General features: G+C 61.8%; 19 protein-coding genes and 2 rRNA genes. 13 read left to right on the forward strand and 8 right to left on the reverse strand.

Annotated features, from left to right (window positions below; genetic code table 11):
* Positions 1 to 2 precede the first annotated feature (2 nt).
* Positions 3 to 118: ribosomal RNA gene (gene rrf, locus J1G37_RS07465) — 5S ribosomal RNA — on the forward strand.
* 109 nt (positions 119 to 227) lie between these two features.
* A 5S ribosomal RNA gene (rrf, locus tag J1G37_RS07470) occupies positions 228 to 343 on the forward strand.
* Between the two features lie 111 nt (positions 344 to 454).
* Here rrf (J1G37_RS07470) and J1G37_RS07475 read toward each other — a convergent pair.
* The 3 genes from J1G37_RS07475 to J1G37_RS07485 form a co-directional block, all read right to left on the reverse strand.
* On the reverse strand, positions 455 to 2,941 hold the full coding sequence (locus J1G37_RS07475) for a TonB-dependent siderophore receptor (protein ID WP_207040816.1): 2,487 nt from the start codon (positions 2,939 to 2,941) through the stop codon (positions 455 to 457).
* A gap of 74 nt (positions 2,942 to 3,015) precedes the next feature.
* On the reverse strand, positions 3,016 to 3,999 hold the full coding sequence (locus J1G37_RS07480) for a FecR family protein (RefSeq protein WP_207040818.1): 984 nt from the start codon (positions 3,997 to 3,999) through the stop codon (positions 3,016 to 3,018).
* The gene (locus J1G37_RS07485; RefSeq protein ID WP_207040819.1) at positions 3,996 to 4,511 is read right to left on the reverse strand and encodes a sigma-70 family RNA polymerase sigma factor; all 516 of its coding nucleotides are present in this window, start codon (positions 4,509 to 4,511) and stop codon (positions 3,996 to 3,998) included. Before J1G37_RS07485 ends, J1G37_RS07480 begins: the two co-directional genes overlap by 4 nt.
* A 257-nt stretch (positions 4,512 to 4,768) precedes the next feature.
* Here J1G37_RS07485 and J1G37_RS07490 point away from each other — a divergent pair, with 257 nt between their 5' ends.
* A complete protein-coding gene (locus J1G37_RS07490) occupies positions 4,769 to 6,649 on the forward strand; it encodes a methyl-accepting chemotaxis protein (protein WP_207040821.1) in 1,881 nt (626 codons plus the stop codon).
* A gap of 37 nt (positions 6,650 to 6,686) precedes the next feature.
* Here the strand turns inward: J1G37_RS07490 and J1G37_RS07495 are convergent, their stop codons facing one another.
* The 5 genes from J1G37_RS07495 to J1G37_RS07515 form a co-directional block, all read right to left on the reverse strand.
* Positions 6,687 to 7,145, reverse strand: coding sequence for an SRPBCC family protein (locus J1G37_RS07495; protein ID WP_207040824.1), 459 nt, complete (start codon positions 7,143 to 7,145; stop codon positions 6,687 to 6,689).
* Positions 7,146 to 7,164: 19 nt separating this feature from the next.
* The gene (locus tag J1G37_RS07500) at positions 7,165 to 10,536 is read right to left on the reverse strand and encodes an amino acid adenylation domain-containing protein (protein ID WP_207040826.1); all 3,372 of its coding nucleotides are present in this window, start codon (positions 10,534 to 10,536) and stop codon (positions 7,165 to 7,167) included.
* Positions 10,533 to 11,480 (reverse strand): diiron oxygenase, encoded by a 948-nt coding sequence (locus J1G37_RS07505; protein WP_207040828.1) that lies wholly within the window; start codon positions 11,478 to 11,480, stop codon positions 10,533 to 10,535. Before J1G37_RS07505 ends, J1G37_RS07500 begins: the two co-directional genes overlap by 4 nt.
* Positions 11,477 to 12,235 (reverse strand): DUF3050 domain-containing protein, encoded by a 759-nt coding sequence (locus tag J1G37_RS07510; RefSeq protein WP_207040830.1) that lies wholly within the window; start codon positions 12,233 to 12,235, stop codon positions 11,477 to 11,479. Before J1G37_RS07510 ends, J1G37_RS07505 begins: the two co-directional genes overlap by 4 nt.
* Before the next feature lie 348 nt (positions 12,236 to 12,583).
* Positions 12,584 to 13,294, reverse strand: coding sequence for a GntR family transcriptional regulator (locus tag J1G37_RS07515; RefSeq protein WP_207040832.1), 711 nt, complete (start codon positions 13,292 to 13,294; stop codon positions 12,584 to 12,586).
* A 332-nt stretch (positions 13,295 to 13,626) separates the two neighbouring features.
* On the opposite strand from J1G37_RS07515, the gene J1G37_RS07520 reads away from it, so the two are divergent.
* The 10 genes from J1G37_RS07520 to J1G37_RS07565 all read left to right on the forward strand — a co-directional run bounded on the left by J1G37_RS07520 (position 13,627) and on the right by J1G37_RS07565 (position 24,058).
* The gene (locus J1G37_RS07520) at positions 13,627 to 14,520 is read left to right on the forward strand and encodes a TauD/TfdA family dioxygenase (RefSeq protein WP_207040833.1); all 894 of its coding nucleotides are present in this window, start codon (positions 13,627 to 13,629) and stop codon (positions 14,518 to 14,520) included.
* A gap of 14 nt (positions 14,521 to 14,534) precedes the next feature.
* Positions 14,535 to 15,560 (forward strand): ABC transporter substrate-binding protein, encoded by a 1,026-nt coding sequence (locus J1G37_RS07525; RefSeq protein ID WP_124526295.1) that lies wholly within the window; start codon positions 14,535 to 14,537, stop codon positions 15,558 to 15,560.
* A 1-nt stretch (position 15,561) separates the two neighbouring features.
* Entirely contained in the window at positions 15,562 to 16,413 is an 852-nt protein-coding gene (locus tag J1G37_RS07530; RefSeq protein WP_207040835.1) for an ABC transporter ATP-binding protein, read from the forward strand.
* Between the two features lie 10 nt (positions 16,414 to 16,423).
* Positions 16,424 to 17,272: an ABC transporter permease gene (locus J1G37_RS07535; protein ID WP_207040836.1), complete on the forward strand. Its 849-nt coding sequence runs from the start codon at positions 16,424 to 16,426 to the stop codon at positions 17,270 to 17,272.
* A gap of 53 nt (positions 17,273 to 17,325) precedes the next feature.
* Positions 17,326 to 18,246, forward strand: a complete 921-nt coding sequence (locus tag J1G37_RS07540) for a LysR family transcriptional regulator (RefSeq protein ID WP_207040838.1) — start codon at positions 17,326 to 17,328, stop codon at positions 18,244 to 18,246.
* A 230-nt stretch (positions 18,247 to 18,476) separates the two neighbouring features.
* A complete protein-coding gene (locus J1G37_RS07545) occupies positions 18,477 to 20,012 on the forward strand; it encodes an MFS transporter (RefSeq protein ID WP_207040840.1) in 1,536 nt (511 codons plus the stop codon).
* Positions 20,013 to 20,026: 14 nt separating this feature from the next.
* On the forward strand, positions 20,027 to 21,085 hold the full coding sequence (locus J1G37_RS07550; RefSeq protein WP_207040842.1) for an HlyD family secretion protein: 1,059 nt from the start codon (positions 20,027 to 20,029) through the stop codon (positions 21,083 to 21,085).
* Entirely contained in the window at positions 21,082 to 22,527 is a 1,446-nt protein-coding gene (locus tag J1G37_RS07555; protein WP_207040844.1) for an efflux transporter outer membrane subunit, read from the forward strand. The genes J1G37_RS07550 and J1G37_RS07555 overlap by 4 nt, the downstream gene beginning before the upstream one ends.
* A gap of 74 nt (positions 22,528 to 22,601) precedes the next feature.
* Positions 22,602 to 23,111, forward strand: a complete 510-nt coding sequence (locus tag J1G37_RS07560; protein ID WP_017739456.1) for a sigma-70 family RNA polymerase sigma factor — start codon at positions 22,602 to 22,604, stop codon at positions 23,109 to 23,111.
* The gene (locus J1G37_RS07565) at positions 23,108 to 24,058 is read left to right on the forward strand and encodes a FecR domain-containing protein (RefSeq protein WP_207040846.1); all 951 of its coding nucleotides are present in this window, start codon (positions 23,108 to 23,110) and stop codon (positions 24,056 to 24,058) included. Before J1G37_RS07560 ends, J1G37_RS07565 begins: the two co-directional genes overlap by 4 nt.
* Positions 24,059 to 24,117: the final 59 nt, after the last annotated feature.

Consider the following 24,117-nt stretch of genomic DNA (forward strand, 5'->3'; position numbering starts at 1 on the left):
TTCTTGACGACCATAGAGCATTGGAACCACCTGATCCCATCCCGAACTCAGCAGTGAAACGATGCATCGCCGATGGTAGTGTGGGGTTTCCCCATGTGAGAGTAGGTCATCGTCAAGATTAAATTCCAGAACCCCTGTTTGCTAACGCAAACAGGGGTTTTGTTTATGTAGAAGTCCATGAATTTCATCGGCACGTTGCTAGCGCAACGGTCCGGTACACAGAATTTCTTGACGACCATAGAGCATTGGAACCACCTGATCCCATCCCGAACTCAGCAGTGAAACGATGCATCGCCGATGGTAGTGTGGGGTTTCCCCATGTGAGAGTAGGTCATCGTCAAGATTGAATTCCGAAACCCCTGTCTGCTAACGCAGACAGGGGTTTTGTCGTTTAGCAGGCACAAAAAAGCCAGCGCCGAATCACAGGCGCTGGCTTGGTTCGAGCGCTAGCGAATCAGAACTGATAACTCACCGTTGCGCTCACATTACGTTCCTCCCCCAGGTAGCAGAAGTTCAGACTGGCACAGGACGCAACATACGTCTCATTGGTCAGGTTGTTGGCATTGACCCGCACATCCATACCCTTCAACCCAACCTTGCCCAAGTCATACCCCACCGAAGCATCAAGCAACGTGTAGGCCGGGACTTTCATCGTATTCTCCGCATCCGCCCAGCTATAGCCCACATACCGCACCCCGCCGCCAAGCCGCAAACCGTCCAATGCACCATTATTGAATTTGTAATCCGCCCATACCGACGCCATATGACGAGGCGCCTGCGTCGGTGAGTTGCCCTTGTTCTCGATCAGATTGTCGGCCGTGCTCAAGGTGCTCACCATCGACTTGGAATACGCGATATCGGTGAACGTATAGCTGCCCAAAAGCTTCAGGTTATCCGTCAGTTGCAGATGCGCTTCCAACTCAAGCCCCTGGGAGCGGACGGCACCTACAGCGCGATAGAAGTTTTCCTGCGGCAGTTTGGTTGCCAGGTTCTCCTGATCAATGCGAAACCATGATGCGGTAAACAGGTTGTCAGTGCCTGGCGGCTGGTACTTCAACCCAACCTCCCATTGCGTCCCATCGGTGGGTGCCAGCGGGTTACCTGCGCTGTCCGAATAGGAGTTGGGATTGAAGGATTCTGAATAGCTGACGTAGGGCGCCAAGCCGTTATCAAACAGATACAACGCACCTGCGCGCCCAGTCAGCTTGGTGCGCTTATCACTGATCTCGGTGCCTGCAGGCCGGTTCGACTCGGCGATCCGATTCTCATCGGACGTCTCTACCCAGTCCTGACGTAGTCCGAGGGAAAACCGCCACTTATCCATTTCGATCAGGTCTTGTAGATAGATGCCGGTCTGCTCCAACCGGCGCAAGTAGCTGGTCGGGTTGTAATAGCTGATCGCCGAGTCGCCATACACCGGGTTGAACGCGTTGATCGGCTGCAACGACCCACTGGTCCAGTCCACCACCGTTTTACGTCGCTGATAATCCGCACCCATCAGCACCGTGTGTTTGGTCGCCCCGGTAAAAAACTCAGCTTGCAGCATGTTGTCGATGATGAAGGCATGCAGCTTCTCATCACCCCCGGAGTAGTAGCGATTTAGCTCGTTACTGGTCGCGCTGGTCCAGCCATAGGCATACACCTGATCCAGTCGCACCTTGGAGTCCAGATAGCGAAAGTTCTGCCGCGCCGTGAAGACATCATTGAAGCGATGTTCGAATTGATAACCAAACGACTGCTGATCACGCTTATAGCCATCGACCCCAGGCTCGCCCTCGAAAAAATGACTGGAGATTCGCTGGCCATTGCGCTGATGCAGCGCGCCATCCGCCGGCATGCCGCCGTGATAGCCGCCGTCAGGATCGTGTTGCAGATAGGCTTGCAGCGTCAGTGACGTGTCCTCGGTAAAGTCGATGCTGACGGTCGGGGCCAATGCAAAGCGCTTCTCCTTGGCATGGTCAAATTGGGTGTCGGACTTATCCGCCAACCCAGTCAACCTATAGGCAATACGCTTGTCGTCATCTACAGGCCCGCTGAAGTCAAAACCCATGCCCCGTTGCCCGTTACTGCCCAACGTCGCCTGAACCTGATGATAAGGCTCGAATAAGGGCCTCTTGCTGGTCAACGCCACTAGCCCGCCAGGCGAGCTGCGGCCATACAGAACCGAAGACGGACCCTTGAGGATATCCACCCGCTCCAAGAAATACGGGTCAACCTGCATCGTGCTGTAGGTGCCGCTATCCCCCATGGATTTGAGCCCATCCAGGTAAATGTTATCCACAGAGCCGTCATTGAAACCACGCATTGCCACATAGTCGTAGCGATGCGTCGCGCCATAGGGGTTGGTCAGCACACCCGGTGTGTAACGCATGGCTTGAGCAACGGTCTGGGAGCCTTGGTCGTCCATCTGCTCACGGGTGACCACCGAGACGGTTTGCGAAGTCTCCCGCAAGGCGGTGCTGGTCTTGGTCGCAATCTGGCTGTGAGTCGCGTTATAGCCTTCCATGCTGCCCAAGGCATTGCCCAGGGCGAAGCCTTTGATATCGGTGGTCGGTAAGGTGAGCGCGCTATCTTCTGGCGCCTGCTGTACTACAAAGCTCACGCCATCTGCGGAAACAGCCTGCAACCCTGAGCCGTTGAGCAAGTGATTCAAACCCTGCTCGATGGAATATTCGCCGTGTAGACCAGACGATTGTCGGTCCTGGGTGTAAGCAGGTGTGCTGGACAGCGTGATGCCTGCCTGTCGCGCAAACTGGTTGAGCGCCGCGCTCAGCGGGCCGGCAGGAATCTCGTAGCGTTGATGGGTTTGCTCGGTACCCGCTTGCGCGGCCAGGCCGGCCAGCGGCACTGCACTGATCCCCATCGCCGTCGACAGCAGCGCCGCACGTACGGCTTTACTCAATAATGGGTAGGATGAGTTACGGGGAAAACACACAGTCATGATTAGGATCCGTGAAGGCAGATAGAGGGCTTACTGTCTAAGCCGGACTCACGGAAAAAAGCCGCCAAAAAAACTCAGGCCGATCGCTCCAGGCTCACCCACCAACGGCTGCGATAGCGCAATCGAACCGGCAGCGTCTGTGGCAGGATCGCCAGCAACTTGTCGGTGTCCTCCAGGCGAAAAACCCCCGATAGCCGCAACTCGGCGGTATCAGCCGAGCAGCCCAAGTAGCCATGGCGATAACGCCCGACTTCCGCAAGGAAGTCGGCCAAGCCCATATCCCGCGTCACGATCAACCCGTCAGCCCAGGCGCCAATGTCCATCTCCAAAGGTGGGGCGAGGAGGGCTCCGGTCTGACGCACCAGATAGCTTTCTCCTGCATGAACCTGCGTCGAAAGTCCATTCGCCTGATGCGGTGAGTGGATGGCCACATTGCCGCTGACCACACTCAACCGCGTGCAATCACTGGCCTGGCGCACAGCGAAGCGCCCGTCGATCCCTTCGAACAAACCATGGCGTGTCTGCACCAACAAGGGCGCCGAAGACGCAGCGCCGCAGGTCACCAGGATTTCCCCACGCAGCAGCGTGATCATTCGCTGCTGCGCGTTGAAGTCCAGGTCCACTGCACTGTCGGTATTGAGTTGCACACGAGTGCCATCCGGCAACTGCACGCTGCGGCGCTCGCCCGTCGCGGTGGCGAGGTCCGCAGTCCAACGCTGCCAACCGGTGACATCCCGGCTGAGCCACACCGCCGAGCCCACCACCAGCACGCCAGACAGCAGCTTCAATGCTTGCCTGCGGCCCAAGCCCTGCGCGCTGTTTTCCAGCGCCCTATGCGCTCCCGGAATCGTCGTCAGCTGGCTGTTCAACTCTTGCTGCAACGCCTGCACCCGCTGCCAGGCCAACTCGTGGTCGCCGTGGGCTGCTCGCCAGTGTTCACATTGCGCGTGCAGGCGCAGATTGGCGCGGTTGTTGCGCAGGCGCAGCGCCCAGTGAATAGCCTGCTTGACCACCTCGGGACTCGGGCCGAAGCGAACTGCGTTATCCACGGGCGTCATGCTTCATAACGCAGGACATAACAATGGTAGAGCGCCTCCGCGACGTAACGCTCGACCGAGCGCAGCGACACACCCATCTGCTGCGCGATCTGCTTGTACGCCAGCCCGTCGCACTGAGCCAAAAGAAATGCCTTACGCACCTTGGGCTTCAGCCCCTCAAGCAGTCGGGAGATTTCTTCGAGCAACTCCAGCACCAGCGCACGGGATTCAGCGCTGGGCGCCAATGCTTCGGGGAGGTGGGCGATGGACTCCAGATAAGCTCGTTCGATTTCCTCGCGGCGCCAGTGGTCAATCACCAGGCCCCGCGCGATGGTGCGCAAAAACGCCCGCGGCGCCTTCAGCTCAAAGCGTTCGGTCTTCTGGAGCAGGCGCACAAAGGTGTCTTGCGCCAGGTCCGCCGCATCGCAGGCGTTGCCCAGACGACTACGCAGCCAAGTGTTCAGCCAGTTGTGATGGGTGAGGTAAAGCGTCTGTACAACGCTTTCACGCGGGATGTACTCAGAAGATGGCATTCACACAGACCTGGCCAAACGTCACAAATGATAATTAGTCGCATTGTTTGGGAGGTCGAAAAATTTTGCAACTCTGATCCTTGTACGACAACCGCTGGTCGGTTTCCCACGTAAAAATCAGATACATCCCACAATTTCCTCAGTTTTGCCCAAGCTTGGCCGAAAGCCTGACGAGCCATGCGTGCACCGAAATAGAGCGGTCGGCTCCATGCTCCGTTCGGCACGCTAACCCCCCTTTGGCAAAAGAAGTCGATGAAATGAATCTCAAGTTCAGTCATAAAATTCTGTTGGCCGCGTCAGGCGTCGTGGTTCTAGCCTTCGCGTTATTCACGCTTTACAACGACTACCTTCAGCGCAGCACCATCAAGCAGAACCTGGAGTCATCCATCCAGCAATCCGGTGAGCTCACTGCCAGCAGTGTGCAGAACTGGCTCAGCGGGCGCATCCTGGTCCTCGAGAACCTTGCACAAAACGTCGCGCATCAGGGCAGCGCTGCGGACCTTCCAGGGTTGGTCGATCAGCCGGCGTTCACCTCGAACTTCCAGTTCACCTATGTTGGCCAAACCAACGGTGTATTCACCCAGCGCCCTGACGCCAAGATGCCCGACGACTATGATCCGCGTCAGCGCCCCTGGTACAAGCAGGCCGTGGCTGCCGGCAAACCCATGTTGACGCCGCCGTACATGGCCGCTGTGGGTGGGCAGATCGTGACCATCGCCATGCCGGTGAAGAAAAACGGTGAACTGCTCGGCGTGGTCGGTGGTGACCTGAGCCTGCAAACCCTGGTGAAGATCATCAACTCGGTGGACTTCGGTGGCATCGGCCATGCGTTCCTGGTCAGTGGAGACGGTCAAGTGATCGTCAGCCCGGACCAGGACCAGGTGATGAAAAACCTCAAGGACATCTACCCAGGTGCCCAACTGCGTATCGAGAAGCTCAACCAGGACGTGGTCCTCAACGGCCAGGACCGTATCCTGTCGTTTACCCCGATCAGCGGTTTGCCAGGTGCCGATTGGTACATCGGCCTGTCGATCGACAAAGACAAAGCCTACGCACCGCTGGGTAAATTCCGCACCTCTGCGTTGATTGCCATGCTGATTGCCGTGGTCGCGATCGCCGTGCTCTTGAGCCTGCTGATCCAAGTGTTGCTGCGTCCGCTGACCACCATGGGCGTGGCCATGCAAGACATCGCCCAGGGCGAGGGCGACCTGACCCGCCGCCTGGCCGTGACCAGCAAAGACGAGTTCGGCGAAGTTGGCAGTGCGTTCAACCAGTTCGTCGAGCGTATCCACGCCTCCATCTCCGAAGTGTCGTCGGCCACACGCCAGGTGCATGACCTGTCCCAGCGCGTGATGGCCTCGTCCAACGCCTCGATCATCGGTTCCGACGAGCAAAGCGCGCGCACCAACAGCGTGGCAGCAGCGATCAACGAACTGGGCGCCGCCACCCAGGAAATCGCGCGCAACGCCGCCGATGCTTCCCAGCACGCCAGTGGTGCCAGCGAACAGGCCGACGACGGGCGCAAAGTGGTGGAGCAAACCATCCTGGCGATGTCTGAGCTGTCGCAAAAAATCAGCCTGTCCTGCACGCAGATCGAAACCCTGAATGCCAGCACCGACAACATCGGTCACATTCTTGATGTGATCAAAGGCATCTCCCAGCAGACCAACTTGCTCGCGCTCAATGCCGCGATCGAAGCGGCCCGTGCCGGCGAAGCCGGGCGTGGGTTTGCCGTGGTGGCCGATGAGGTGCGCAACCTGGCGCACCGCACCCAGGAGTCGGCCGAAGAGATCCATAAAATGATCACTTCGCTGCAAGTGGGCTCGCGTGAGGCGGTGACCACCATGAACGCCAGCCAGGTCTCCAGCGAAGAAAGCGTCGAGGTGGCGAACCAGGCCGGTGAGCGCCTGATCAGCGTGACGCAGCGGATCGTCGAGATCGACGGTATGAACCAATCGGTCGCCGCCGCGACAGAGGAACAGACCGCCGTGGTTGAAACCCTCAACGTGGATATCAACCAGATCAACTTGCTGAACCAGCAAGGCGTGACCAACCTCAACGAAACGTTGAAGGATTGCGACGCGTTGTCCCAGCAAGCCAGTCGCTTGAAGCAACTGGTCGACAGCTTCAAGATCTGACGACGCGCGCAGGAGCGAGTGTTCTCGCTCCTGCCGCTCAGCCGAGCATCCGCTGCACGTTGTGCAGGGCGCTGTCGGCAAACGCCTGCATGAACTGTTCAAACCCCGCCTGCGCCGCTTCTACCGGCTCGGCAACAATTGTCCAAGTGGCCCTGGCGCTGTGTTCGCCCAGTGCTTCCACACGCATCGCCGCCCACAGCCTGGCGATTCCCAACGTGTTGTAGAGCGTCGTCCACGTCATGCACATGGCGTCGTCGTCCCGGCTGTTGAGTTGCTCGACCACGCAATGCCCATCGCGGAAGAATTTCGTACGCAAGGCGCCGATGCCAGCGCCGGTCATGGTGATGTGCGACAGGGCCGGAATAAACGTATCAAAGCCTGCGAAATTACCGACCAACGCCCACAGCTGAGCGGCATCGCAGGCGACCACCACCTGGGCCACCACCGGTGCGCCGACGGGGTTGCGGATCAATGTATCGGGTTGCAGCGGTTTCATGGAGATGTCCTGGCGCGGGTCAGAGAAAGCCGATGGCATTTAGATAGTCACAACCCCGGCGTAACAACGCCGGGCTTTTTTCGGGGTACTGCACGCGCATTTTTTGCACGCCCCGGCGCGCGTTGGCGTGATGGATCATCGCGGTATCGCCGATGTCTTCACCCAGGCAGTCCAGGTAAAAGCCCAGCACGCCAAACAGCGCGTTGTCGCGGCCGACCGTTTGCAGCGCGCGTTGCCAGCGGGTCACGCTGACGCGCTCGAACCGATAGCCTGCCCGGCTGAATGCATCGAGGTAGTCACTCCAGCTCAGTGGCTGCGGGTTGTGCAGGTTGAAGACGTTGCGCCCGGGTTCGCACTGGCCACAATGGAAGGCGAGAAAGCGCGCGAAAAAGTCCACCGGCATCAGGTCGTGGTTCGTCTCCAGGCTCGGCACCAAACCCAACTGCAACGAGCCCTTGAGCATCAGCATCAGGCGGTTCTTGTGCGGCTGGCAAACCCCGCTACGGCTGTTGAAGCTGATATTGCCCGGACGCAGGATATTCACCCAGGCGCCTTGTTCCACCGCGCGCCCGACCAACCGCTCAGCGACCCATTTGGTCAGGTTGTAACCGTTCTTGATGTACAGCGGCAGGCTGCTTGCGGCAGGTGCTTCAAGGACGTGCCCTGCGGCGTCGACACTGCTGCACGCCGACAGCGTCGAGATGAAGTTGAAGACCTTCTTGCAGCGGGTTTCGCACAGGCGCAGGCATTCCAGCACCGGGTCGACGTTATCCCTGGCCAGCGTGGCATAGTCCAACACATGGTTGACCCGCGCCGCGTTGTGCACCAGCACACCGAAGTCCCCCGTGAGGTGCTCATACACATCGTCAGCCAGGCCCAGGCGCGGCTGGCTGATATCGGCGGCATACACCTGCACCCGGCGCAGGTCGAGGTGTTCCAGGCGGTACTCGCACAGTGCCTGGGCAAAGCGCGCCTGCGGCGAGTGGCCGGGTGACTCGCGCACCAGGCACGCGACCTGCGTGGCCCCACCGGCCAGCAGCGCCTCGACGATATGCACACCGATAAAACTATTGGCGCCCGTCACGATGATCTTGCGTGGGTCGCCCGCGCGGTCCGTAGCCAGCATCTGCACCGATAGCGCTCGCTCGGCATCGCGAACCGCTTGGTTGCACGGCGCGGTAGAGGGCACGCCATCCTCCATAAGTGACGCGAGTGTGCGAATCGTCGGGGCTTCGAAGAACCGGTTCAACGCAAGGCTGCGGCCAAACCGCTCGCGGATACGCAGCAGCAGCGTCGAGAGCAGGATGGAGTGCCCGCCGAGGTTGAAGAAGCTATCGTCGATAGACAACTCGGCCACGGGCATTCGCAATAACTCGCTCCACAGGTCTGCCAACTGCGCTTGAAGCGGTGTTTGCACCGGCTGGTCGCTGACGCTCGGTATCCGTCGGGCCGATAAACTCAGCAGCGCCTGGCGATCGACCTTGCCGCTGCTTGTGTAGGGCAGGCTCGGTAACTCGGCCCATTCGCCAGGTTGCATGTAGTGCGGCAGTCGCTGCCGTGCGTACAGCTTGAGCGTCGCTAGCGTGGCGCCGGGTTCGGGCTGGGCGACCACGGCATGGATTCTGTGCTCGGGCCCCACCACCACGGCCACCTGGCGGTACAACCGACTGTCGCGCAGGCACTGCTCCACTTCCCGCGGCTCAACCCGAAACCCGCGAATCTTTACCTGCCTGTCACGCCGCCCGCCGAGCACGATACCGTCGCTTGTCCACTGCGCCATGTCCCCACTGCGATAGGCCTGCAAGGTCTGGCCGTCGGGCAGTGACAAGGTCACGAACGGGTTGTCCTGCGGTTGCACGGCGTCCACATACCCCAGGCTCACCCCGGGGCCGACGATAAACAGTTCCCCCATCACTTCTTCGTCCACCGGTTGCAGGTCATCGTCGAGAATCAGCACTTGGCTGTTGGCGATGGGATCGCCCAGGCTGCAATTGCTGTCGCCCGGCTGCAGGCGCCGATGGGTGATCAGCACCGTGGTTTCGGTAGGCCCATAGAGGTTGTGCAGTTGGCACTGGCCGGCCAACCGCTCGATGACATGGGGCTCGCAGGTTTCACCGCCCGTCAGCAGGTGCTGCACGCCCAAGGGCGGGTCCGGCGGCAGGATGCTGAGCAACGCCGGCGGCAGAAACCCATGGGTGACGCGCTGCTGGCGGATCAATGCGACCAATTGCTGTGGATCGCAGCGTTGCGCCTCGCTGGGCACGATCAACTGCGCGCCGGCGATCAGGCTGGGGAAAATATCCATCAGCGAAGCATCGAACCCCAGCGAGGCGAATTGCAGCACGCGACTGTCTTCACTCAGTGCCATGTGGCGGGCGAACCACGCGGTGAAATGCGCGAGGTTGCCTTGGCTGAGTTTGATGCCTTTGGGCCGGCCGGTGGTGCCTGAGGTGAACAGCACCATGCACGGTGCATCCAGGCTGGGTCGGTGTTGCAGCAACGCTGGCGTGGTGGCCCGTTGATCGAGGGTGCTGACATCCAGCGCAACAAAATGCTCGCGCAACGGGTGCTGGCCATCGTCGAGCAACACGCGCGCGCCGGCGCTTTCCAGCTGGTCCTGCTGGCGTTGTGGTGGATGCTCCGGCGCCAACGGCAGGTACACCGCGCCGCAGCCCAGCAAGGCAAGCAGGCTGGCGTACAGTGCGGCGGACTTTTCCAGGCACACACCCACCACTGCGGGGGCCGCAAGATTGTCCAGCAGCGGTCGTAGTTGTTGTTGTATTACCAGCGCCTGAGTGTGCAATTGCCGATAAGTCAGCACATCGCCCGCGATGTTCAACGCCGGCCGCTCGGCGAAGGTTTGAAGGCTGGCCTGCAAGCGTTCGATCATGGGCACTTGGGCGGCTTGCAGCAGCTCCGGGTCAGCGGTGCGATTGAACCGATGCAGGAACGCCACGGCGTCCAGGCCCAGCAAGCCCTGTTCAGGCCAGGTGTTGGCGCAGGCCTCGTTGGGTAAATATCCTGGGTCGCGGGCGAAGCCGCTGACGTGCAGCGCCACCCATTGCGCCAGTGTGTCGGTCGCCTGCTGGCGCAAGCGCTGACCGTTGCCGCTCGGTTCCTCGGGAGCCTCAAGGGTAGCCAGCAGCCGTTGGCGGTGGTCATAAGCGCGCAGTTGCAAGGCGGGCAAGCCGTGTTCGGTCAGCGGGCCAACCCCCAGGCGCAGGCTGATCCTGGGCACTTGGGCCAGGTGGGTCGGTAGCGCCAGGCTGCCATCCTCGATGACCAGGTCGGCCAACTCATGCGCCGTCCCATGACCGTATTGCTCGACCCACTGCCGCACGGCCTGCAAGGCTTTGCTGGTGCCGACCCAGCCAATGTGCAGGCGCCTCATGACCGACTCCCGGCGACGGGCAGAAAGTCCCCCAGCGCCTGTACCACGCCGGGCGTCTGTAGCAACCCGCTGCGGTTGAGGAAGCCCATGATGTTGCCGACCAGCGGGTGTTGGCGGGTGATGGGGAACGCCAGCGCCTGGATTTCATCTCTCAGTGCCTGGCGAACAGCCGTGTTGACGTCCAGGTGTTCGATCAATTGCAGGTCAAAGCGCTGTTGCAGGTCATTGGTCAGGTAGTGCGCCAGGAACGTGGGCAGGACGTGGGCGATGGCGTCGCGGTCATCCGGGCTTGCTCCTTGCCAATAGTGGCGCACCAGGTGCGTCCAGAACTGCGCGTGGCGGCCTTCGTCACACAGATGATCCGCCATCAAGCCGCGCACGGATGCCTTGACGCTGTGGTCTTTGGCGAACGCCGCCACATCGTGGGTGACGGTATTTTCCGCAATGGCCACGCCGATCAGTTCCACGGCATCGCGCAGGTGCGCCGGGGCCTGTGCCAGTGCGAGCGGCAGGGCGCGGCTCAGTTCGATCTGGTGTGGCAGGTCGAGCGGTGGGACGCCGGTCATGCCCACGGTCTGTTGCAGGAAGTCCAGCGCGACCAGGGCGTGATAGTCCTCATCCACCACCACCGTCATCGCGGCGTAGCGCACGGTGGCAGGGAAGGGCAGCGAGAAGCGGTTCTTGGCAATGCTGCGCGCGGTCTTGTCGACGATCTCGGTCTCGAAGATCACCACGTCGTTGATGAATTTGTAGAAGCTTTGCAACAACACAAAGTCGCGCCATTGCGGGCATTGTTCGAGAAACGTCGCGCTGAGCGCCAGCGGTTGGCGGGACAGGGGGTAGATCAACTTGTCATCGTCTTCCAGCAAGCGACGCGGGCGCGTGCGCACGGTGGCGCGGCGCTCCCAGTCTTCGGCCACGCGGTGGTAGTCACTGACATTCATGGCCGCGCCTCCTGCAAAGAGGCGCGCACGTCGTCCCAGAGCGCGATACGACTGTCCACGGCCGCGAGGGCGGTGTCGGCAGTTTGCTGCTGGCGCTCGGGGTCTGTGCCGATGAGGCAGTGCAGCAATCGCTGGGCGCCTGGCCCATGGTCCTGGGTGTCCAGTTCGATATGGCGATTGAGGTAATGGCTCAGGGTGGGGGCGCGGCGATGGATGATTTCACAGCCCTTGAGCAAGCGTTCGAACATGGCAGGGACAACACTTTCCCGGGCATGCAGGAAGGCCGCTGCCACGCAGTGCGTCGGCGCGTGCAGCGCGATATCCAGGGTCTTGGCGACAAAGCGCACCACGCCCGGCAGGACGTCAATTTGTTGCAACGCAGCAGTGGCCTTCACACCTTGGCGTTGCAATGCGATGAAGGTGTCGATGGCGACGGTGCTGGCGCCTACTTCTGCCATGGCGTCCCGGTACAGCTCGAAATGACTGCAATGACCGCGCTCCGGGTGCGCGTCCGACTCTTCGCTGAGTACGACCTCATTGATCAGCCGCGCAGCCTCGGGGTTGGTCGGTGGGAGCCAGGGCAATTGTGTGCATGTCAGGTCTTGTTGCAGGCGTTTGGTGAGGGTCATGAAGTCCCAGACGGCAAACACATGGCTTTGCATAAACACTTGTAACTTTCCAAGTGAATTGATTTCGGTAAATAACGGATGAGTACACATCAGTAATTTTTTTTGTTCTAACAAAAGTTGGTGCATGGTTGATGCCTATGAGTTGCGGCGACTGCTCTGACAGCCGAAATGGCTTTTACAGATGAAATGGGATCCGTAATGCTTAAACAGAATGCGCACGGCGCCTGCGAATGCACGGGCTTGCGCAGTCGATTGAAGTGTTTGGTTTAGTGGCGAAGATAATAAGCTGATTAAACGTTTGGATGAACTTAAGAATGTATTAGATGTTTTTTCGAAAAGTTACTGGTGTGCGTAACTTATAGAGTTAAAGGTCAGAGGTTTCCTTGTGAGGTGCAGGCATTATTTAATAAAGTGGGTTTACAACAGCGCGGGGTTTCCTGGATTGGACGGTTACCCCGCAATGCCCGATGTGCACTAGCGTGCATCTTTCCTGTTGGCAGCCTCAAGACTGTTCAGGTAGGTGGTGATGACTTCCATGCCACGTGTCAGGTGATTGCGCAGCGTCAGCACGCTTTCATCGACTTTTTTCTGCATCACCAGACTCAGCAGTTCACGGTGGTCCTCCTGGGACGTCTCGCCCAGGCCCATCGCTTCAAGGTTGAAGCGCAGGAAGCGTTCTTCCTCGTTCAGGCCGTGTTCCACCAGGGTGAGCAGCCGCTGGTTGGGGGCCTTGCCATACAGCGCCATGTGAAACAGGCGATTGAGGCGGCCCATCTCGGAGTAATCCTTTTCTCGCTCCAGGGCGCTGATGCAGGCGTCCGCCTCGGCGATGTCGGCCTCGGTGAGCAAGGGGATCGACAGGCGCAACGCTTCTGACTCCAGCAACATGCGCAGGGCGTAGGTCTCTGCCGAATTGTCCTCGATCAAGGGGGCAACCACTGCGCCTTTGTGGGTCACCACATGCAGCAATGACTGGGCTTCGAGCTGGCGCAAGGCTTCGCGCACCGGCATGCGGCTGACCCCGAACAGGCTGGCCAGCTCTTGCTGGCGCATGGCAGTGCCACACGGCAATCGGCCATCGAGGATGGCATTGCGCAAGGTTTCTTCAATCACGGAGCGAGCAAGATGGGCGGGAATGGGCCCGCTGACTCGGATGCTGCTCAAGGGGTTCGGCTTCTGCGTCACGACTACGCTGTCCTCCTTATTTGAATGGGTGGCGCCAATTGGATCCAAAGAACACTAGAGGCTGCCCTACGGCTTGTCAAACGGGCAAGAATTGCGGCTTGTAAGCGTTTAAACACATGGCTCAAGGCGCCCACATCAGGCTTTGGCAGCGTCTTACACGTCACTGTCATAGTGCTATGAACTGCGCGCTTCGTCGCCCTTGTTTATGCCTTAACCGCCGTACGGCATGGGTTGCGGCGGCACTTTCCCGTATATGTATATTCGCTAACGGTATTTAAAATGCGGTTCTTATATCTATAAAGTCACTCTCCTGTCTGACCGGGAGTGACCTCATGTCCGCCACCTCTACTCTTCCAACAGTGACTTCTACCGCCCAACGCTTTGAGATTCGCCCACTGCCCGGCAGTGTCGGCGCCGAGATCATCGGCCTGGACCTGGCCCGACCGGTCAACGACGAGGATTTCGCGCGCATCCATCGCGCGCACCTGGATCACCATGTGGTGGTGTTCCGCGACCAACGCATCACCCCCGAGCAACAGATCGCCTTCAGTCGCCGTTTCGGCGTGTTGCAGATCCATGTGCTCAAGCAGTTCCTGCTGGCCAACCACCCGGAAATCCTGATCGTCTCCAACATCATCGAAAACGGCCAATCCATCGGCCTGGGGGACGCGGGCAAGTTCTGGCATTCGGACCTGTCCTATAAAGAACTGCCGAGCCTGGGCTCGATGCTGCACGCCCAGGAGCTGCCTGCCGAAGGCGGCGACACCTTGTTCGCCGACATGCACAAAGCCTGGGACAACCTCCCCGAACATCTGCGCAAGGCCGCCTTCGGCCGCAGCGCCGCGCACTCCTACACGGCGCGTTACAGCGAGACCAAATTCGAAGGCAATTGGCGCCCGACGTTGACCCCCGAGCAACTGGCCCAGGTCGCCGAAGTGGTGCACCCCATCGTGCGCACCCACCCGGAAAACGGCCGCCAGGCGCTGTTTGTCAGCGAAGGTTTCACCACCCGCATCGTCGGGCTGCCGGAAGACGAAAGCCGCGACCTGCTGGCCCAGCTCTACGCCCACAGCGTGTTGCCGCAAAACATCTACCGCCACCAATGGCAGCCCCACGACCTGGTGTTCTGGGACAACCGTTCACTGATCCACCTGGCCGCCGGTTGCCCCAGCCACCTGCGCCGCAAACTCTTTCGCACCACCATCCAGGGCGACGCGCCTTTCTGATTCGGAGCATGACCATGTCCAAGAGAATTCCATTCGCACGGCTGGCCGCGACTGTCGGCCTGGGTGTCAGCCTGCTGGCCGGCAGCCTTGTTGCACCGACGGCCGCGCAGGCCGAAGGCGAGATTCGCATCGCCGAGCAGTTCGGCATCGTCTACCTGCTGCTTAACGTGGTCCGCGACCAGAACCTGATCGAGAAATACGGCAAGCAGGAAGGCATCGACATCAAGGTCGACTGGACCCAGCTGTCCGGTGGCGCAGCGGTCAACGACGCATTGCTGTCCGGCTCCATCGACATTGCCGGCGCCGGCACCGGCCCGCTGCTGACCATCTGGGACCGCACCCACGGCAAGCAGAACGTCAAGGCCGTCGCGTCCCTGGGTAACTTTCCCTACTACCTGGTGAGCAACAATCCCAAGGTCAAGACCATCGCCGACTTCACCGAAAAAGACCGCATCGCGGTGCCGGCGGTAGGCGTTTCCGTACAGTCGCGTTTCCTGCAATACGCCGCCGCCAAGCAGTGGGGTGACAAGGAATTCAACCGCCTCGACAAGTACACCGTCGCCGTCCCGCACCCCGACGCGACGGCGGCACTGATCGCCGGCGGCACCGAGTTGACCGGGCACTTCTCCAACCCGCCGTTCCAGGACCAGGCCCTGGCCAACCCCAACGTGCACGTGGTGCTGAACACCTACGACCTGTTCGGCCCGAACTCGCCGACCGTGCTGTTCGCCACCGAGAAGTTCCGCAACGACAACCCGAAAACCTACAAGGCCTTCATCGACGCCCTGACCGAAGCCGCGCAGTTCGCCCAGAACGACAAAGGCGCCGCCGCCGACACCTACATCCGCGTGACCAAGGCCAAGATCGACCGCGCCGAGTTGCTGAAAATCATCGACAACCCGCAGTTCGAATTCAGCATCACGCCGAAAAACACCTACCCGCTGGCGGAATTCCTCTACCGCGTCGGCGCCATCAAGAACAAGCCTGAATCATGGAAGGACTACTTCTTCCAGGACGCCAAGCCGCTGCAAGGAAGTTGAGATGAACGCGCCCTTGCAAGGCCACGCGGCCAGCAACTTGCACACCACCGCCCCGTTGCTGGCGGTGGATAACGTCAGCCTGGAATACCGCACCCCCGAACGCGTGGTGCGGGCCACCCACCAGGTCAGTTTCGAGATCGACCCGGCCGACCGCTACGTGCTGCTCGGCCCTTCGGGTTGCGGCAAATCCACCTTGCTCAAGTCCATCGCCGGGTTTATCAAACCCTGCGAAGGCGAGATCCGCCTGCTCGGGCAAAAGGTCGAGCAACCGGGCCCGGACCGCATCGTGGTGTTCCAGGAATTCGACCAGTTGCCACCGTGGAAAACCGTCAAGCAAAACGTGATGTTCCCATTGCTGGCGTCCAAAACCCTCAAGCGCCGCGAAGCCGAAGAACGCGCGCTGCACTACCTCGATAAAGTCGGCCTGAGCGCCTTTGCCGATGCTTATCCGCATACCCTTTCCGGCGGCATGAAAGCCCGCGTGGCGATTGCCCGCGCGCTGGCCATGCAGCCGAAAATCCTGCTGATGGACGAGCCCTTCGCCGCCCTCGACGCCCTGACCCGCCGCAAGATGCAGGAAGAGTTGCTGCTGCTCTGGGAAGAAGTGCGCTTCACCCTGCTGTTCGTCACCCACTCCATTGAAGAAGCGCTGGTGGTGGGCAATCGCATCCTGTTGCTGTCGCCCCATCCGGGGCGTGTGCGCGCAGAAATCCACAGCCATCAATACGACCTGCACAGCCTGGGCGGTGTGGAGTTCCAGGCGTCGGCGCGGCGGATTCATCGCCTGTTGTTCGATGAAGCGCCTGAGGCCGAGCAGGCGCTGGGCTTCGCCGATATTCGCATCGCTTACTGAGGGGCAACCTGTGCGCCAAGAATACGAAATACACCTCGAACCTTTGCTCAGCGTCCCCGTGGAACGCGAACTGCCCCTGCGCCAACGCTTGTGGCAACAAGGCTGGCTGCGCAAGGGCTTGATCCTGATCGTGCTGGCGATCCTCTGGGAAGCCGTCGCGCGCTACCAGAACAACGACCTGCTGCTGCCGAGCTTCTTGCAGACCTTTGCTGCGCTCTACGACGGCCTGCTCAGCGGCGAGCTGTTGAGCAAGGTGAGCATCTCGCTGGTGGTGCTGCTCAAGGGCTACCTGATCGGCATCGTGTTGGCATTTGCCCTGACTACCCTGGCGGTCTCGACCCAATTGGGCCGCGATCTGCTCAGCACCCTGACCTCGATGTTCAACCCGTTGCCGGCGATTGCACTGCTGCCGCTGGCGCTGCTGTGGTTTGGCCTGGGGCAGAACAGCCTGATCTTCGTGCTGGTGCATTCGGTGTTGTGGGCGCTGGCGCTGAACACCTATTCGGGGTTTCTTGGCGTGTCCGAAACCCTGCGCATGGCCGGTCGCAACTACGGCCTCAAAGGCATGCGCTTTGTGTTGTTCATCCTGATCCCGGCCGCGCTGCCATCGATCCTCGCTGGCCTCAAGATCGGCTGGGCGTTCGCCTGGCGCACGCTGATCGCCGCCGAGCTGGTGTTTGGTGCAACGAGCGGCAAGGGCGGCCTGGGTTGGTACATTTTCCAGAACCGCAACGAGCTGTACACCGACAAGGTGTTTGCCGGGTTGGCGGTGGTGATCCTGATCGGCCTGCTGGTGGAAAACCTGGTGTTTGACACCTTCGAGCGCCTCACCGTGAAGCGTTGGGGCATGCAGCGTTAATCACCTGCTACGATTGCAGCCAATTCACTCTCCATTCATCACGAGTGCTTGGCATGCAACTACCGGACATGAACCTGCTGGTCGCCCTCGACGCCTTGCTTGACGAGGGCAGCGTCGTCGGCGCCGCGCGCCGCATGAACCTCAGCCCGGCGGCCATGAGCCGCACCCTCACGCGCATTCGCGAGGCGGTGGGCGACCCGATCCTGGTGCGCGCCGGTCGCGGCTTGGTGCCGACGCCCAAGGCATTGCAGCTGCAAGCCCAGGTGCGCAACGTGGTGGAGCAGGCGGCGTTGGTGTTTCGCTCGGCGGACCAGGTGGACCTGAGCACCTTGCGCCGTCGTTTCAGCGTGCGCGCCAATGACTTCTTTATCGGCGTGTACGGCGGCCGCCTGTTCGACACCATGGAGCGCATGGCGCCGCTGTGCGAGCTGTGCTTTGTGCCCGAAGGCGACACCGACGACGAAGCGCTGCGCGAAGGGCGCCTCGACCTGCGGGTGAGCAACACCATGCCCTCCAGCCCCGAGGTGAAGGTGCAGAACCTGTTCTCCACGACCTTTGTCGGCCTGGCGCGGGAAGACCACCCCCTGTTCGACGACGACATCACCGCCGCACGCTTTGCTAGCTATTCCCACATCAGCATCTCGCGGCGCGGCATTGCCCGAGGGCCGATTGATACCGCGCTGAACGCCCAAGGCCTGGAGCGCCGCGTGGCAATGATCGCGCCGGGGTTCCACGGGGCGATGTTCATGCTGCCCGACTCCGACCTGATCCTGCCGGTGCCCAAGGAAGCGCTCTACAGCGCCAATCGCCTGAAGTTGCCGCTGCGCGCGTTTGCCTTGCCGATCTCTCTGCCGACGCTGGTATTGGCGCAATCCTGGCACCCGCGCTTCGACAAAGACCCGGCCCACCAGTGGTTGCGCGAGACGATGCGCGAAAGCTGCCATGCCACGTGGCTCGAAGCCCAACCGACCTAAACGTTGTGAACCCGGCCCATGTGGGAGCTGGCTTGCCTGCGATAGCGGTATGCCAGCTGACACAACTGTGCCTGACCCACCGCTATCGCAGGCAAGCCAGCTCCCACAGGATTTTGTGTTGGGTTTGGGAGTTGCGTTTGATGCACTTATAAGCTGCCGACATGTAACTTTTTGTCATGGGTTAGCCTGATTAAACTGCTCGGGTATTTCCCATTCCGAGCTATCCGTTCATGACTTCCCTCGCTGCCCCCGCACTCCAGGCCGCAGCCAAACCCATCGCCATCACCCCGCCCGTGTTCGGCCCGCGCATCATCATCGGTCTGGTCGGCGTGTTACTGGCGGTGCTGGTCTCCGGCCTCAACGAGATGGTCACCAAGGTCGCCCTCGCCGACATCCGTGGTGCGCTGTACATCGGCTTTGACGAAGGCACCTGGCTGGTCGCTGCCTACACCGCCACCTCCGTCGCGGCCATGGCGTTTGCGCCCTGGTGTTCGGTGACGTTTTCCCTGCGCCGTTTCACCCTGTGCGCCATCGGCCTGTTCACCGTGTTGGGCATCCTGTGTCCGTTCGCGCCGAACTACGAAAGCCTGTTGCTGTTGCGCACCGTGCAAGGCCTGGCCGGTGGCGCGCTGCCGCCGATGCTGATGACCGTGGCGCTGCGTTTCCTGCCGGCCAACGTCAAGCTGTACGGCCTGGCCGGCTACGCGCTCACCGCCACCTTCGGCCCGAGCCTCGGCACGCCGTTGGCGGCGTTGTGGACCGAATACGTCGGCTGGCAATGGGCGTTCTGGCAGATCGTCGCGCCGTGCCTGTTGGCGATGGCTGCCGTGGCCTACGGCCTGCCGCAAGACCCGCTGCGCCTGGAGCGCTTCAAGCAATTCAACTGGCGCGGCCTGTTGTTGGGGTTCCCGGCGATCTGCATGCTGGTGATCGGCATCCTGCAAGGCAATCGCCTGGACTGGTTCGAGTCGGGGCTGATCACCTTCCTGCTCAGCGGCGGCACGCTGTTGCTGGTGCTGTTCATGATCAATGAATGGTCGCACCCGATGCCGTTCTTCAAGCTGCAAATGCTCGGCCTGCGCAACCTGGCGTTCGCCCTGATCGTGCTGGCCGGGGTGTTGATGGTGCTGACCTCGGTGATCATCATCCCGTCGAGTTTTCTCGCCCAGGTGCAAGGCTATCGCCCGCTGCAAACCGCGCCGGTGATGCTGCTGATGGCGCTGCCGCAATTGATCGCGCTGCCGCTGGTGGCCGCACTGTGCAACCTGCGCTGGGTCGATTGCCGTTGGGTGCTGGGTATCGGCCTGGGCATGTTGGTGCTGTGTTGCGTCGGCAGTGCCCATCTCACGTCTGAATGGATTCGCGACGATTTCTACGGCCTCTACCTGCTGCAAATCTTCGGGCAGCCGATGGCGGTGCTGCCGTTGCTGATGCTCTCCACCGGCAGCATCCAACCCATGGATGGGCCGTTCGCCTCGGCCTGGTTCAACACCGTCAAAGGCCTGGCCGCCGTGATCGCCACCGGCGTGATCGACACACTGACCACCCAGCGCCTGCACTTCCACTCGACCATGTTGGTGGACCGCCTGGGCAACTCGCCCCTGGCCGACGGCGATGCGCCGGGCCTGGCGCACCGCCTGCACGAGCAGGCGGTGGTGCTGACTTCTTCGGATCTGTATTACGTCATGGCCGCCGTCGCGGTGGCGTTGATCCTGCTGATTTTCTGGATGCCCACGCGGATCTTTCCGCCCCGCGCACCGACTTGATTAAAGGACTGTTCATGAAACGCAAAGACAAAATCGCCGTCACCGTTATCGCCGTATTTGCCGTCGGCATGCTGGTGTACCTGGTTGCACCGAGCGTGCTCGGCAGCAAGCGCCAGACCACCAACGACGCCTTCGTCGCCGCCGACTTCACCCTGGTGGCGCCGCGTGTAGCCGGCTTTATCAAGGAAGTGCTGGTCGAGGACAACCAGCGCGTCAAGGCCGGGCAACTGCTGGCGCTGATCGACGACCGCGACTTCCGTGCCGCCGCCCAAGCCGCCGACGCCGACACTCTGGTCGCCCGCGCCCAACTGAAAAACGCCAGCGCCACCCTGGAGCGCCAAAGCTCGGTGATCGCCCAGGCCCAGGCCACCGTCGCCGCCGACCGCGCCGAAATGGCCTTCGCCGAACACGAACTGAACCGCTACAACCACCTCGCTGGTGTCGGCGCGGGCACCGTGCAAAACGCCCAGCAGGCCAAGACCCGCATCGACCAGGCCACCGCGCGCCTGGCCAACGCCACGGCGGTGCTCGCGGCCGAACGCAAGCAGGTGGAAATCCTCAGCGCCCAGCGCGATGCCGCCGAAGGCGGACTCAAACGCGCCCAGGCCGCGCTGGAAATGGCCAGCTATCAACTGTCGTACACGCGCATCGTCGCACCGGTGGATGGCATGGTCGGCGAGCGTGCGGTGCGCGTCGGCGCCTATGTAACGCCGGGCAGCAAGATCCTCGCGGTGGTGCCGTTGGCCGAGGCCTACGTGGTGGCCAACTTCCAGGAAACCCAGCTCTCCCATATGCACGCCGGCCAAGCCGTGCAGGTGCGCGTCGATAGCCTCGATGGCGAGTTGCTCAACGGCCATCTGGAAAGCCTCGCGCCGGCGACCGGGGTGACGTTTGCGGCGGTCAAGCCGGACAACGCCACCGGCAACTTCACCAAGGTGGTGCAACGCATTCCGGTGAAGATCGTGCTGGAGCCGGGCCAGGCGCTGACCGAACGCCTGCGCGTCGGCATGTCGGTGGAAGCCAGCGTCGATACCCAACCGGTGGCGCAGCAGCGTGAGGTGGCCCAGCAATGAAACGAGTCGCCTGGCTCACCTTGAGCCTTATCAACCTGAGCGCCTGCACCGTCGGCCCGGATTTCCACACACCGCAAAGCGCAGCAGTGACGCAATGGAGCGAGCCCCAAGGTCGCCAAGCCGCCAGCCGCGCCGTCAGCGACCCGTTGCAAGAGCGTTGGTGGGACGTGTTCCACGACGAACAGCTCTCGGCCCTGACCCGCCGCGCGCTCACCGACAACCTCGACCTGAAACTCGCCAGCAGCCGCTTGCAACAAAGCCGTGCGGTGCGCCAGGTGACCACCGCCGAGCGTTACCCCAACGTCGATGCGACAGGCGCTTACCAGCGCAAACGCAACAGCGGCAAAGGCTTGAGCGACCCATCCGGCGAGAACGGCCGTGCCGCGTTCAACCAGTGGGACGCGGGCTTTTCGGCATCCTGGGAGCTGGATTTCTGGGGCCGCGTCAAACGCGAAACCGAAGCCGCCGACGCCACCTTGCAAGTCGCCGAAAACGACCGTCGCGCGGTGCTGCTCGCGGTACTCGCCGAAACCGCCCAGGACTACATCCAACTGCGCGGCGTGCAAAACACCCGCGCCGTCACCGAGCAAAACCTCGACGTGGCGCGCCACAGCCTCAAGCTCTCGCAACTGCGCCTGGCCGACGGCGTGGCGACCGACCTGGACGTGGCCGAAGCCGCCGCCCAAGTCGCCACCATCGAAGCGCGCCTGCCGGATTTGCAGCAGCGCCAGGACCAGTTGATCAACGCCCTGAGCCTGCTGATGGGCGAGCCGCCACAGGCACTGCACGCGCAACTGTCCAAAGACGCCGCCGTGCCGCAAACCCAGCGCCAGGTCGCCATTGGCCTGCCGTCGGAGTTGGCCGAACGGCGCCCGGATATCCGTCAGGCCGAAGCGCGCTTGCACGCGGCCACCGCGACTATCGGCGTGGCCAAGGGCGATTTCTACCCGCGCATCACCTTGTCCGGCAGCCTGGGTTCCCAGGCCATGCAATTGGCGGATTTCGGCTCGTGGGGTTCGCGCGCCTTTGCCTTCGGCCCGCAGTTCAGCCTGCCGCTGTTCAATGGCGGGCGTCTGGAAGGCATGCTGAACCTGCGCGAAGCCCAGCAGCAGGAAGCGGCGCTGGCGTACCAGCAAACCGTGCTGCGCGCCTGGCATGAGATCGACGACCAGCTGACCCGCTACAACGCCAGCCAACTGCGTCGCGACAGCCTTGCCGAAGCGGTGCGCCAGAACCAGATCGCCCTGGTCACGGCGCAACACCAGTACGTCGAAGGCGTGGTGGATTTCGTCAATGTCCTCACCGTGCAAGGCGCGCTGCTGGCCACGCAAGAGCAGTGGGTGGAAAGCTCCACCGGCGTGTCCTTGGCCATGGTTGGCCTGTACAAAGCGTTGGGCGGCGGCTGGGAATCGGTGTATCCGCTGCACACCGCCGGGGGTTAAGTACAAAGAGTTTTTGTCAGTCGCGAAATAAACTGTAATGATAATTGCTCTCAATAGTGTATCTGAGCTTTTTCATGGACAGCGCGACTGACGGCCAGCAACAGCTTCACCTCCTGTACCGCGACCATCACGGCTGGCTGCAAGGCTGGCTGCGCAAGCGTTTGGGCGACCGTGAGCACGCCGCCGACGTGGCCCAGGACACCTTCCTGCGCCTGCTGGTATCGGGGCGTTTTCCCGGTGACAAGGAAAGCCGCAGCTACCTGGTGCAGATCGCCCGCAACCTGGTGATCGACCAATGGCGGCGCCTGCGCATCGAGCGCGCCTACCTGGAAAGCATCGCGCACCTGCCAGAACCGGAGTCGCCGTCCCTGGAAACCCGCGCGCTGATCCTCGAGACCCTGATGCAGATCGACGCCATGCTCGACCGCATGCCCGACAACGTGCGCCGCGCCTTCCTGCTGTCGCAGTTCGAAGGCCTGAGCTATGCGCAGATCGCCGAGCGCCTGGGCGTCAGCCTCAGCTCGGTGCAGAAGTACATGACCCGCGCCATCGTCGCCTGCTACCAAGTGGCCTACGCCGAATGAGGCGCGACGCGCCCATCGCCCCGGCCGTTGTCGAGCAAGCCAGCGAATGGCTGATGCTGCAATGGGGCGGCGACCTGCACGGTGAGCAACGCCAGGCGTTTGCCCAGTGGCAAGCCGCCGACCCGGAGCACCGCCGCGCCTGGCAACGCTTGCAGCAACTGCAACAAACCCTCGGCGGCGTGCCCGCCGACAGCGCCCGCGCCGTGTTGCGCGACACCCCGGACCCCCAGCGCCGCGCCGCCCTCAAGCTGCTCGGCCTGCTACTGGTGGCTGGCGGCAGCAGCTACCTGGTACAGCGCAGCGAACCCTGGCAAGCGGCGTTCGCCGAGCATCGCACCGCCACCGGTGAAATCCGCCACGTCACCCTCAGCGACGGCACGCGCCTGGACCTCAACAGCGACAGCGCGGTGGACCTGCGTTTCAGCGCCAGCGAACGGCGCATCCGCTTGATCCGTGGCGAGATCCTGTTGACCAGTGGCCACGACCCCGTGCGCCCGTTGATCGTCGAAACCCCGGCCGGTGATGTGCAGGCGCTGGGCACCCGTTTTGCCGTGCGCGAATTGGCCGACGGCAGCCGCGTCGACCTGTACGAAGGCCGCCTGCGCGTGACCCCGTTGCACGGCGCGGCGGTGCAGATGAAGGCCGGTGACAGCCTGTGGTTCAACCCCCGGCAAAGCTCGGCGCTGACAGCGGTGGACGCCAATAACAGCAGTTGGACCGAGCACCGCCTGATCGCCGAGCGCCAGCCGCTGGGTGAGTTCGTCGCGCAACTGAGCCGCTATCGTCCCGGGCTGCTGCGCTGTGATCAGGCGGTGTCCGCGCTGTTGCTGACCGGCGTGTTTCCGCTGGACGACACCGACGCCATCCTCGCCGCGCTGGAACGCTCGTTGCCGGTGCAGGTGCAGGCGGTCACGCGTTACTGGGTGACGATCAAGGCGCGGGTCTGAAAAAAAATTTTTGCAAAGCACTTGTCGGTTTCTGCGGCCCGCTCGGGATACCTCTTGAA

This window comes from Pseudomonas sp. Marseille-Q1929, assembly GCF_017316265.1.
Taxonomy (GTDB): Bacteria; Pseudomonadota; Gammaproteobacteria; order Pseudomonadales; family Pseudomonadaceae; genus Aquipseudomonas.

What these genes read in the sequence shown, in the direction of transcription:
- J1G37_RS07550 (WP_207040842.1), top strand. Translation starts at nt 20,027, where the DNA reads ATGAAACGCAAAGACAAAATCGCCGTCACCGTTATCGCCGTATTTGCC.
- J1G37_RS07525 (WP_124526295.1), top strand. Translation starts at nt 14,535, where the DNA reads ATGTCCAAGAGAATTCCATTCGCACGGCTGGCCGCGACTGTCGGCCTG.
- J1G37_RS07490 (WP_207040821.1), top strand. Translation starts at nt 4,769, where the DNA reads ATGAATCTCAAGTTCAGTCATAAAATTCTGTTGGCCGCGTCAGGCGTC.
- J1G37_RS07520 (WP_207040833.1), top strand. Translation starts at nt 13,627, where the DNA reads ATGTCCGCCACCTCTACTCTTCCAACAGTGACTTCTACCGCCCAACGC.
- J1G37_RS07545 (WP_207040840.1), top strand. Translation starts at nt 18,477, where the DNA reads ATGACTTCCCTCGCTGCCCCCGCACTCCAGGCCGCAGCCAAACCCATC.
- J1G37_RS07510 (WP_207040830.1), bottom strand. Translation starts at nt 12,235, where the DNA reads ATGCACCAACTTTTGTTAGAACAAAAAAAATTACTGATGTGTACTCAT.
- J1G37_RS07565 (WP_207040846.1), top strand. Translation starts at nt 23,108, where the DNA reads ATGAGGCGCGACGCGCCCATCGCCCCGGCCGTTGTCGAGCAAGCCAGC.
- J1G37_RS07480 (WP_207040818.1), bottom strand. Translation starts at nt 3,999, where the DNA reads ATGACGCCCGTGGATAACGCAGTTCGCTTCGGCCCGAGTCCCGAGGTG.
- J1G37_RS07500 (WP_207040826.1), bottom strand. Translation starts at nt 10,536, where the DNA reads ATGAGGCGCCTGCACATTGGCTGGGTCGGCACCAGCAAAGCCTTGCAG.
- J1G37_RS07540 (WP_207040838.1), top strand. Translation starts at nt 17,326, where the DNA reads ATGCAACTACCGGACATGAACCTGCTGGTCGCCCTCGACGCCTTGCTT.
- J1G37_RS07555 (WP_207040844.1), top strand. Translation starts at nt 21,082, where the DNA reads ATGAAACGAGTCGCCTGGCTCACCTTGAGCCTTATCAACCTGAGCGCC.
- J1G37_RS07495 (WP_207040824.1), bottom strand. Translation starts at nt 7,145, where the DNA reads ATGAAACCGCTGCAACCCGATACATTGATCCGCAACCCCGTCGGCGCA.
- J1G37_RS07560 (WP_017739456.1), top strand. Translation starts at nt 22,602, where the DNA reads ATGGACAGCGCGACTGACGGCCAGCAACAGCTTCACCTCCTGTACCGC.
- J1G37_RS07505 (WP_207040828.1), bottom strand. Translation starts at nt 11,480, where the DNA reads ATGAATGTCAGTGACTACCACCGCGTGGCCGAAGACTGGGAGCGCCGC.
- J1G37_RS07485 (WP_207040819.1), bottom strand. Translation starts at nt 4,511, where the DNA reads ATGCCATCTTCTGAGTACATCCCGCGTGAAAGCGTTGTACAGACGCTT.
- J1G37_RS07530 (WP_207040835.1), top strand. Translation starts at nt 15,562, where the DNA reads ATGAACGCGCCCTTGCAAGGCCACGCGGCCAGCAACTTGCACACCACC.
- J1G37_RS07475 (WP_207040816.1), bottom strand. Translation starts at nt 2,941, where the DNA reads ATGACTGTGTGTTTTCCCCGTAACTCATCCTACCCATTATTGAGTAAA.